The following is a 9,929-nucleotide window of genomic DNA, read 5'->3' on the forward strand; positions in this document are numbered from 1 at the left end:
GGGTTGTGCCGACCCGACACCGCATGGCATCGTCGGACAGGCAACCTCAACCGAATGCAACGCGGGAGCTCGCGCCTTGGCGGGCTGAGAGGGTGGCTGGTGTCCATCTCGCGGACACCCGGTGTCACCGACCGCATGAACCTGACCGGGTAATGCCGGCGTAGGGAGTGAACGTCGTTGACGACGCTGGAAAATCAGGGTGCCATCGCCCCGTCCGTCACCACCGGGCCGATCACCGGTTCGCGGAAGGTGTACCACCGCACCGAATCCGGACTGCGGGTTCCGGCGCGGCGGATCGACCTGTCGAACGGGGAGCACTTCGACGTGTACGACACGTCCGGGCCCTACACTGATCCGGACGCGAACATCGATGTCCACAATGGACTTCACCCGCTGCGGTCCGGCTGGGCCGACGGGCGGGAGCACAACACCCAGCTCGGCTGGGCGAAAGCCGGGGTGATCACCCGGGAAATGGAGTTCATCGCCGCGCGCGAACGCTGTACGCCGGAGTTCGTGCGGGACGAGGTCGCCCGCGGTCGCGCGGTGATTCCGGTCAACCGCAAGCATCCGGAGACCGAGCCGATGATCATCGGCAAGAACTTCCTGGTGAAGATCAACGCCAACATGGGAAATTCGGCCGTCTGGTCCTCTGTGGAGGAAGAGGTCGACAAGATGGTGTGGGCGACCCGCTGGGGAGCCGACACGATCATGGACCTGTCCACCGGCAAGCGGATCCACGAAACGCGTGAGTGGATCGTGCGCAACTCGCCGGTCCCGGTCGGCACCGTGCCGATCTACCAGGCGCTGGAAAAGGTCAACGGGGAGCCGGAAAAGCTCACCTGGGAGATCTACCGCGACACCGTGATCGAGCAGTGCGAGCAGGGTGTCGACTACATGACGGTGCACGCCGGCGTGCTGCTGCGCTACATCCCGCTGACCGCGCACCGGGTCACCGGCATCGTCAGCCGCGGCGGGTCGATCATGGCCGCCTGGTGTCTCGCGCATCACCAGGAATCCTTCCTGTACACGCATTTCTCCGAGCTGTGCGAGATCCTGCGAGAGTACGACGTCACGTTCTCGCTCGGCGACGGCCTCCGTCCCGGTTCGATCGCGGACGCCAACGACCGCGCCCAGTTCGCCGAACTGGAAACCCTCGGCGAGCTGACGCACATCGCGCGCGAGCACGACGTGCAGGTGATGATCGAGGGCCCCGGCCACGTGCCGATGCACAAGATCAAGGAAAACGTGGAGCTGGAGGAAAAGCTCACCGGCGAGGCTCCGTTCTACACGCTCGGCCCGCTCGCCACGGACATCGCTCCGGCCTATGACCACATCACCTCGGCGATCGGTGCGGCGCAGATCGGCTGGTACGGCACGGCGATGCTGTGCTACGTCACGCCGAAGGAGCACTTGGGCCTGCCGAACCGCGACGACGTGAAGACCGGCGTGATCACTTACAAGATCGCCGCGCACGCCGCCGACCTCGCCAAAGGGCACCAGTACGCGCAGGACTGGGACGACGAATTGTCCAAGGCCCGCTTCGAATTCCGGTGGAACGACCAGTTCAACCTGTCGCTCGACCCGGACACCGCGCGGTCCTTCCACGACGAGACGCTGCCCGCGGAACCGGCCAAGACCGCGCACTTCTGCTCGATGTGCGGGCCGAAGTTCTGCTCGATGCGGATCACCCAGGACGTGCGCAAGTACGCCGAGGAGCACGGTCTGTCCTCCGTGGAGGCGATCGAGGCGGGCATGGCCGAGAAGTCCGCGGAGTTTTCCGAGCAGGGCAACAAGGTCTACCTGCCCGTGGTCAACCAGTGACCAGCACGCCCCGCACCGCCCTCACCATCGCCGGATCCGATTCCGGCGGTGGTGCGGGCGTGCAGGCGGACCTGCGCACGTTTTTCGCCAACGGGGTGCACGGACTGGTCGCGCTCACCGCGGTCACCGTGCAGAACTCGCTGGGCGTGCAAGGGTTTTCCGAGATTCCGGTCGACGTCGTCACCGCGCAGATCAAAGCGGTCGCCGAGGACATGGGCGTCAACGCGGCGAAAACCGGCATGCTCGCCACCGCGGAAATCATTCAGGCGGTGGCGAAAACCCTGGACGAAGTCCACATTGGACGCACCACGGACACGCCGTTCGTGGTCGACCCGGTGGCCGCGTCGATGACCGGCCACGCGCTGCTGCGCGAAGAAGCACTGGAAGCGATCCGGACGGAACTGTTCCCGCGAGCCACGCTCGTCACGCCGAATCTCGACGAGGTCCGGCTGCTGACCGGCGTCACGGTCACCGATGCCACGAGCCAGCGCGCGGCCGCGGAAGCGTTGCTGGAGTTCGGTTCCCAGTGGGTTCTCGTGAAGGGCGGGCACCTCTACGACGCCGCCGATTGCGTCGATCTGCTCACCGATGGTTCGACGGTGCTCGAGCTGAGCGGTCCGCGCATCGACACGGAAAACACCCACGGCGGCGGCGACACCATGGCGTCGGCGATCACCTCGTCGCTCGCGAAGGGCGCGGACGTGCCCACCGCGGTCGCCGAGGCGAAGCGGTTCATCGAACGCTGCGTCCAGGAGGCGTATCCGCTCGGCGCCGGGGTCGGCCCGGTTTCCCCGTTCTGGCGGCTCGCGAACCCGCAGTGAATGCGACACTGGGCGGATGAGCGAGACACCGGAAGCGTTGTGGGCGAAGCTGCCGCTTGAGGTGCAGCACGAGGTCGACGGCCTGGTCACCGAGCACCGCACCGCGTCGGCGGTCAAAACGATCCGCAATTCGGGCGTCGCGCCCCGGCCCGGGATCGCCGAAGCACAAGCGGTGTACCAATACCGGATGTCGGTGCTGAAGCCGCCGCCGCGGTTTTAGCCGCGCGCGTCCACCGTCGGCAGCACGGTCGTCAGGCCGGTCCAGTCGGACGTCACCACGGATGCGTGCTGTTTGGCCAGTTCGGCCACGCGTTGCGTCGCCTGGTCGACGGTCGGGTTGTGGTCGTCGATGGCCGGCGCGACGTTCTGCGCGTCCGTCATGACCACGTAGTAGTGGTTTTCGTCGTACCAGGACATTCCGGCCTTCGCGAGCCATTCGCTCGCGTCGCCGTCGAACACGACAAACCACGGTTTCTGCTCCGCGGAGTATTTGTCGCGCGGATCGCCGCTCGCGGCGCCGTGCACGGTCGGGAAGATCTGCACCGAATCCAGCTTTCCGGCGGCCTTCTGGTCCAGCAGATAACCGGCGTACTCGACGTCGGTGTGCAACGTGTCGGTCGGGTTTCCCTCTTCGACGGTGCCGGGGATGATCTCGGTGAGCACCTTGCCCCGCAACGCGTCCAGCGTCGGCCAATTGTCCGCTTTGGACGCTTCATCGAGCGTGGCGTGGTTGCCGAGAAGATCCGCGGGCTTGAACACCGCGGCACCGAGATGGTCGCGGAACGCGGCGTCCAGCTGGGCCGGACCGAGGCCGGTATTCGCGGAGAATCCGGTCTTCATTTCGATCTTCACCGTGAGCGGCGGACGGCCGGGATGGGCGCCGAGCCAGATCCGGATGTCGTCCAGGCACGATTCGAGGTCTTTGTTGGTCCCGCCGGAGTACAGGTCGGCCGCCGTTCGGGCGTCGACGCAGTTGTTGCCGTTTCCGAGCGGGCTGGAGTGGCTGACCTTCCACTCGTGAGTGAAGAAGTCCGGCCAGACGTCGAGTTCGAGCAGGGAGGAGCCGTTGTCCAGCGCCTGCGCGAGATACGGGTACGCGGCCGGGTCGTAGGTGTTGTGCACGCCGACCGTGGTCACGTGCGAGAGCTTCGGGCTGTCCGCGCTGGCCACCCCCGGGAAGGCCAGCGCGGACAAGAGCAGAAGACCGGCCGCGGCGAGCTTCACAGGGTGTCTCCTTCGTCACTGGACCAGCACGAACACCTACTGTGCCATCGTGGTGGACTGTGACTGAAGCACAGTTGCCTCAATGGACCAGACCAGAAGTCGGAACGCGCACATGACAGAGAACCCGAGCCCGCCCTCCGCGCTCACCATCGCCGGATCGGATTCCGGCGGGGCCGCCGGGCTGCAGGCGGACCTGCGGACCTTCCTCACCTGCGGGGTGCACGGCCTGGTCGCGGTCACCGCGGTCACCGTCCAGAACACGCTCGGCGTGCACGACCGCTCCGACCTGCCGCCGCACATCGTCGCCGGGCAGATCGAGGCGGTCGCGGCGGACATGGGCGTCGGCGCGGCGAAGACCGGCATGCTGGCGTCCGCGGAGATCATCCACGCGGTCGCGGCGGCCTGCGACAAGGCCGGGATCGGGCGCGACGGCGCGATTCCGTTCGTGGTCGACCCGGTGGCCGCGGCGATGACCGGTCAGTCTCTGTTCGACGACAACGGCCTCGCCGCGTTGCGCGACGAGCTCCTGCCGCGCGCCACCGTGCTCACGCCGAACCTGGACGAGGTGCGGCTGCTTACCGGCATGACCGTGACCGACCGCGAAGGCATGCACACCGCGGCTGTCGTGCTGCACCAGCTCGGCCCGAAGTACGTGCTCGTGAAGAGCGGCCACCTGCAGTCCGACCCGGAGTGCGTCGACCTGCTTTTCGACGGTTCGACCTTCGTGGAGCTGCCCGGCCCGCGCTGGCAGACGCCGCACACGCACGGGGCCGGCGACACCATGGCGTCCGCGCTGACCGCGGGGCTGGCCAAGGGCATGCCGGTGGTCGAAGCGGCGCGGTATGGCAAGTGGTTCGTCTCGCAGGCCGTCGAGCACTCGTACCCGATGGGCGCGAAGGTCGGCCCGGTGTCGGCGTTCTGGCGGCTGGCCCCGGAAGAGCGCTAGCCCTCGTCGGAGATCAGGGCTTCCAGGGCGGGCAGCGCGGAGATGATCGACTCGCGTGCCTCGGGCGTGAGCCGGTCGAGGCGGCGGTTGAGCTCCTGCACGCGAGTGGAGCGCACGCCGGAGACGAGGCGTTCGCCTTCCTCCGTGGCGCGGGCGAGCCACGCGCGCCGGTCGAGCGGGTCGGACTCGCGCGTGACGTAGCCGGCCTCGACCAGCGTGGCCACGATCCGCGACATCGTGGCCGCCGCGACGCCTTCCTTCGCGGCGAGGTCGCCCAGCCGCAGCTCGCCGAAGTGGACCAGGGTGGCCAGCGCGGAGATCGACCCGTGGCCCGGCCCAGGCACGCCCGCCTGGCGCAGCGACCGCGAGAGCCGTCCCACCGCAAGGTACAACCGGCCCGATACGTCCTGGACCGAGGAAAGAGTCACGATCGGCTCCTTCTGACGCTGGTGCCCGCCGCTGGGTGCGCCGGAAAGGGTGCCGTCAACCATACGGCGTTCCCGTGCACAATCCGTGTCAAGCGCGGGCGAAATCACCATAACCTGGGTATTTGTGCAGCTTGCCCGCCCGTTCAGAGCACCGACACGTCGAGCGGAAGTTCCGCGGGCGGCGGCAGCGGCGCGGCGGCGTCCGCCCGGAACGACTGCAGCAGGTATCCCGCGAGCCGACGCGACGCCGCCGCCGCCGCGGCTCCCGCGCCCGACCGCAGTCCGCCGTTCGCCAGCAAGACCAGCGACAGGTCGGAAACCGCGAAGTCAGCCCGCAGCGCACCGGCTTCTTGCGCCCGGCGGATCAACTCGGCGAACCCCCGCAACGCCCGGTCTCGCAGCTCCGCGAAAGCGGCCTGATCCGGCAGCGCGGTCACGATCGCGGCGGAGAAACCGTGGTTGCGCGCCTGCATCGCGCAGACCTCCTCGATCACCCGGCAGAACCCGCGCCACGGATCGGGGTCGGCGAGCGCCTCGTCGAGCATGCCCGCGCATTCGGCCATCGGCTCCGCGAAGGCTTCGGCGACCAGGTCGGCTTTCGTCGGGAAATGGCGGTACACCGTCGCGACGCCGAGGCCAGCGCGGCGCGCCAGCTCGCTCATCGACACGTCCAGGCCCTCGGTCTCGAAGGTGCGTTCAGCGACCTCGAGGATGCGCGCGCGATTGTGGGCGGCGTCAGTGCGCAACCGAGTGGATTTTTCCGGCACTCTCTCACTTTACGCGAACCGGAAGACCCTTTCCACTTTCCGTGCTAGAAGTGGAACATGCCTTCCACTTCGATGCGAGCCATCACCTACGACCGCTACGGACCGCCGGACGTCCTGCGCGGGACCACCGTTCCGACGCCGGTGCCAGGCCCTGGCGAAGTGCTCGTCCGGGTGCGCGCGCTGTCGGTCAACGGCGGCGAACTCGCCATGCGGTCGGGGAAGCTGCTTCCGTTCAGCGGCAAGCGTTTCCCCAAGCGGATCGGCGTGGACCTGGTCGGCGAGGTGGTCGAGCCCGGGACGAGCAGGTTCGCCGTCGGCGACCTCGTCTGGGGCGGCGGGCGACGGATGGGCACCGCCGCTGAGTACCACGCGATGGCCGCCGATCGGCTGGACCACGTGCCGGCCGAGCTCGATCCGGCGCAGGCGGCGTCGCTGCTGGCGGGCATCACCGCGATTACCGCGCTGCGCGACAAAGCCCATCTCATGCCCGGCGAACGCCTGTTGATCCGCGGCGCGACCGGCGGGGTCGGTTTCGTGGCCACCCAGCTCGGCAAGGCGATGGGCGCGCACGTGACCGGGCTGGCCAGCGCCAAGAACCTGGGGCTGGCAAGGGAACTCGGCGCGGACGTCGCGCTCGACTACCGCGATCCGGGCGTCCTCGGGAAGTTCGACGTCATCCTCGACACGGTCGGCCGCGACCTCGACACGTTCCGGCGGCTGCTGACCGCGCGCGGACGGATGGTCGCGATCGCGTTCGACCTCGCCCATCCGGCCCGCACGCTCGGCTATGTCGCGGCGAACTCGCTGCGGCCCACCCGCTGGGTACGGGCTTTCAGCGGGAACCCCAAGGCGGATCTGCTCGCTGATCTGAGCCGGTGGGTCACTGCCGGGTTGGTGCGGCCGTTGGTGGATCAGGCGTTTCCGCTGGCAGACATTGCCGACGCGCACCGCGCGCTCGAAAACGGCGGTGTGCGCGGCAAAATCGTCGTCGAGGTGTAGTTCAGCGAGGCGGACTCGACGCCTGCGCCCAAAACCGCTGCGGCACCCGTCCCGCGCCGCGTGCCAGGTACCCGGCTTCCACCGCGCTCCGCATCGCCAGCGCCATCCGTTCCGGATCCGCCGCCCGGGTCACCGCGGTCGACAGCAGCACCGCGGAGCAGCCGAGTTCCATCGCCAGCGTGGCGTCCGACGCCGTGCCGATCCCCGCGTCCAGCACGATCGGCACCGACGCGCGCGAGACGATCAGCTCGATGTTGTGCGGGTTCCGGATGCCCAGCCCGGTGCCGATCGGGGCGCCGAGCGGCATCACCGCGGCGCAGCCCGCCTCCTCCAGGCGGAGGGCGAGCACCGGGTCGTCGTTGGTGTAGGCGAACACCGTGAACCCGTCCGCCACCAGGCGTTCGGCTGCTTCGAGGGTTTCCAGCGGATCGGGCAGCAGGGTGCGGTCGTCGGCGTGGACCTCGAGTTTGATCAGGTTCGTTTCCAGCGCCTCGCGGGCCAGCTGGGCGGTGAGCACGGCTTCGGCCGCCGTCCGGCAGCCCGCGGTGTTGGGCAGCAGCTCGATGTCCAAGCGCCGCAGCAACTCCAGCACGCCGGAGCCGCCCTCGGCGTCGGCGCGGCGCATCGCCACGGTGGTGAGCTGGGTGCCCGACGCGACCAGCGCTCGTTCCAGCACTTCGAGATTCGCCGCGCCACCGGTGCCGATGATCAATCGCGACGACAGCTTGTGTTCGCCGATGATCAGGTCGTCCATGCTCAACCTCCTTGAACCGCAGTCAGCACTTCGAGCTGCGCGCCCTTCGGCACGACCGCCTCTTCCCATTCGCCACGCCGCACGACCTCGCCGTTGACCGCGACGGCCACGCCGCGGCGTTCCGCTCCCAGCGCGTCCAAGACCGCGGAAACGGTGCTGTCGTCGGGGAATTCCCGCCATTCGCCGTTGACCTTGATCTCCATCAGACTCGCTCCTTCTCGACCAGACGGGCCGGCGTCGCCGCGGCGACCTCCGGGGGCGGGGCTTCGCCGGCCAGCCATGCGACCACGGCGTCCGCAGTCGCGGGTGCCATCAGCAAACCGTTGCGGTGGTGTCCTGTCGCCGCGTACACGCCTTCGCTCACTTCGCCGATGTACGGCAAAGCGTCGCGGCTCGCGGCGCGCAGTCCGGCGGCGACTTCCACCAGCTCGTACTCCGTGATGCCGGGCAGGATCCGTTCCGCGCCTTCCAGCAACTCGCGTACGCCGCGCGCGGTGACAGCCTGATCGAAACCAGCCTCGTACTGCGTCGCGCCAAGAACCAGTTCGCCGCCTTCTCGCGGTACCAGATAGATCGGCCGTCCTTCGACCATCGCGCGCACCGTGTACGGCGGAGGAGGCAGGCAGCCGCGACGCGGACGCAGCCGCAGGATTTCGCCCTTCAGCGGGCGTACGGCGTGCTCCAGCGACGAATGCAGCTGGCCGGTCCACGCTCCGGCAGCGAGGATCACCGGACCGGACACCTCAGAGAGGCTCTGCAGCCGTTCGCGACGGAACTCAACCCCACGCTTCGTAGCCGCTTTGCTCAGCGCTGTGAGCAGTTTCCGGTTGTCCACCGCCAAATCGCCCGGCACGTGCAGGCCGCTGCGGACCGCGCCAAGGCCTGCCGCGAGCCGCTTCGCCTCGCGGCCGGTGAGCGTCTCGACGTCGCGATCGAGCGAACGCAGGTACCCGGCGAGGATGTCGAGGTGCCCGGCGTCGGCGCTGTCGAACCCGACGACGATCGTGCCGTGCTCGGCCAGCCCGGGATCGGTGCCTTCGGCGGCGAGGTCCCGCGCGAAGCCCGGCCAGCGCCGCAGCGACGCTTCCCCCAGGCTGAGCACGGCTTCCTCGCCCGGCCACGCCTCAGTGACCGGCGCGAGCATCCCGCCGGCCAGCCAGGACGCGCCGCCGCGCACCGGATCCGGGTCGACGACCGTGACGCGCCATCCTCGGGCGGCCGCGCGCCAGGCCGCGGACAGCCCGATGACGCCGCCGCCGACGACAGTGACGGTTGTGGTGCTGGTGTTCACAGTGGAATCACGCTCCCTGCGCCGGCATGACCCGGATCAGGTTCCACGGTCGGAGCGGCAGCTCCCTCTCAGCCCGTGCCTCGGGCTCCCGTGCGGACCCCCACACCGTAGCGCGCGGGTAACGTCACCGCCATGCCTGCCTTGACCGGAGACCAGATTCGCGCCCGGCTAGCCGACGCTCGGCTGTACTTGTGCACCGACGCCCGTGCCTCCCGCGGAGACCTCGCCGAGTTCGCCGACGCCGCACTGGCCGGTGGCGTGGACATCGTGCAGCTGCGGGACAAGACCGGCGGCGCGCCGCTGGAGGCCAAGCAGGAGATCGCGGCGCTAGAGGTCCTGGCGGAGGCCTGCGCGCAGCATGGAGCGTTGCTCTCGGTCAACGACCGGGCGGATGTGGCGCTGGCCGTCGGAGCTGATGTCCTGCACCTGGGCCAGGACGACATTCCGGTATCGCTCGCGCGCCGAGTCCTGGGCGACGACGTGGTGATCGGCCGGTCCACCCATTCGGAGGAGCAAGCAGCGGCAGCCGCGGTCGAAGACGGAGTGGACTACTTCTGCACCGGCCCCTGCTGGCCGACGCCCACCAAACCCGGCCGCTCCGCCCCCGGCCTGGGCCTAGTCCGCTCAACCGCAGCGATCGGCACGACCCGACCCTGGTTCGCGATCGGCGGAATCGACGAGACCCGCCTGCCAGAAGTCCTGGACGCAGGCGCCTCCCGCATCGTCGTGGTCAGGGCCATCACCGAAGCAGAAGATCCAAAAGCCGCCGCAGAAACACTAAAATCACAGCTCCCCTAACCCCCAACAAAACCGCCACCAACGCACCCACAATCGAGGCACCCACACCACCCCCGCACCCCGATACGAAGCCTCCCTGC

12 protein-coding genes and 1 riboswitch are annotated in these 9,929 nt (G+C 68.8%); of the genes, 6 read left to right on the forward strand and 6 right to left on the reverse strand.

The genetic code is table 11. From position 1 onward, the window contains the following. Positions 1 to 177: 177 nt before the first annotated feature. Genes thiC through H5411_RS32865 form a run of 3 tightly spaced genes read left to right on the forward strand, consistent with a single transcriptional unit; the run spans position 178 to position 2,862 of the window. Complete coding sequence (thiC, locus tag H5411_RS32855) at positions 178 to 1,821, forward strand: phosphomethylpyrimidine synthase ThiC (RefSeq protein ID WP_279630011.1); 1,644 nt, start codon at positions 178 to 180, stop codon at positions 1,819 to 1,821. Further along, complete coding sequence (gene thiD, locus H5411_RS32860) at positions 1,818 to 2,642, forward strand: bifunctional hydroxymethylpyrimidine kinase/phosphomethylpyrimidine kinase (protein WP_101437288.1); 825 nt, start codon at positions 1,818 to 1,820, stop codon at positions 2,640 to 2,642. Before thiC ends, thiD (H5411_RS32860) begins: the two co-directional genes overlap by 4 nt. Positions 2,643 to 2,658: 16 nt before the next feature. After that, a complete protein-coding gene (locus H5411_RS32865) occupies positions 2,659 to 2,862 on the forward strand; it encodes a hypothetical protein (protein ID WP_183126040.1) in 204 nt (67 codons plus the stop codon). Here H5411_RS32865 and H5411_RS32870 read toward each other — a convergent pair. Further along, entirely contained in the window at positions 2,859 to 3,866 is a 1,008-nt protein-coding gene (locus tag H5411_RS32870) for a phosphatidylinositol-specific phospholipase C domain-containing protein (RefSeq protein ID WP_183126041.1), read from the reverse strand. The two genes, H5411_RS32865 and H5411_RS32870, sit on opposite strands and share 4 nt — an antisense overlap. 112 nt (positions 3,867 to 3,978) lie before the next feature. Between H5411_RS32870 and thiD (H5411_RS32875) the strand changes: the two genes are divergently transcribed. Further along, positions 3,979 to 4,812 (forward strand): bifunctional hydroxymethylpyrimidine kinase/phosphomethylpyrimidine kinase, encoded by an 834-nt coding sequence (gene thiD, locus H5411_RS32875; protein ID WP_101437285.1) that lies wholly within the window; start codon positions 3,979 to 3,981, stop codon positions 4,810 to 4,812. Here thiD (H5411_RS32875) and H5411_RS32880 read toward each other — a convergent pair. Continuing rightward, the gene (locus H5411_RS32880) at positions 4,809 to 5,240 is read right to left on the reverse strand and encodes a MarR family winged helix-turn-helix transcriptional regulator (protein ID WP_101440995.1); all 432 of its coding nucleotides are present in this window, start codon (positions 5,238 to 5,240) and stop codon (positions 4,809 to 4,811) included. The genes thiD (H5411_RS32875) and H5411_RS32880 overlap by 4 nt on opposite strands. 143 nt (positions 5,241 to 5,383) lie before the next feature. After that, on the reverse strand, positions 5,384 to 6,007 hold the full coding sequence (locus H5411_RS32885) for a TetR/AcrR family transcriptional regulator (RefSeq protein ID WP_183126042.1): 624 nt from the start codon (positions 6,005 to 6,007) through the stop codon (positions 5,384 to 5,386). A 57-nt stretch (positions 6,008 to 6,064) separates the two neighbouring features. Between H5411_RS32885 and H5411_RS32890 the strand changes: the two genes are divergently transcribed. Continuing rightward, positions 6,065 to 7,006 (forward strand): NAD(P)-dependent alcohol dehydrogenase, encoded by a 942-nt coding sequence (locus tag H5411_RS32890; protein WP_183126043.1) that lies wholly within the window; start codon positions 6,065 to 6,067, stop codon positions 7,004 to 7,006. A 1-nt stretch (position 7,007) separates the two neighbouring features. Here H5411_RS32890 and thiG read toward each other — a convergent pair whose 3' ends face one another. From thiG to thiO, 3 genes are all read right to left on the reverse strand, one after another. Next, positions 7,008 to 7,760, reverse strand: coding sequence for a thiazole synthase (gene thiG / locus H5411_RS32895; protein ID WP_037807946.1), 753 nt, complete (start codon positions 7,758 to 7,760; stop codon positions 7,008 to 7,010). A gap of 2 nt (positions 7,761 to 7,762) precedes the next feature. Beyond that, positions 7,763 to 7,963, reverse strand: a complete 201-nt coding sequence (gene thiS / locus H5411_RS32900; protein WP_037361904.1) for a sulfur carrier protein ThiS — start codon at positions 7,961 to 7,963, stop codon at positions 7,763 to 7,765. After that, complete coding sequence (gene thiO, locus H5411_RS32905) at positions 7,963 to 9,051, reverse strand: glycine oxidase ThiO (RefSeq protein WP_183126044.1); 1,089 nt, start codon at positions 9,049 to 9,051, stop codon at positions 7,963 to 7,965. Before thiO ends, thiS begins: the two co-directional genes overlap by 1 nt. Then, positions 9,048 to 9,153: riboswitch (TPP riboswitch) on the reverse strand. It overlaps the preceding gene by 4 nt. 30 nt (positions 9,154 to 9,183) lie before the next feature. Here thiO and thiE point away from each other — a divergent pair. After that, the gene (gene thiE, locus H5411_RS32910) at positions 9,184 to 9,849 is read left to right on the forward strand and encodes a thiamine phosphate synthase (protein ID WP_101437280.1); all 666 of its coding nucleotides are present in this window, start codon (positions 9,184 to 9,186) and stop codon (positions 9,847 to 9,849) included. The last annotated feature ends 80 nt before the right edge of the window (positions 9,850 to 9,929 follow it).

The organism is Amycolatopsis echigonensis, from assembly GCF_014174495.1.
Lineage (GTDB): Bacteria > Actinomycetota > Actinomycetes > Mycobacteriales > Pseudonocardiaceae > Amycolatopsis > Amycolatopsis echigonensis.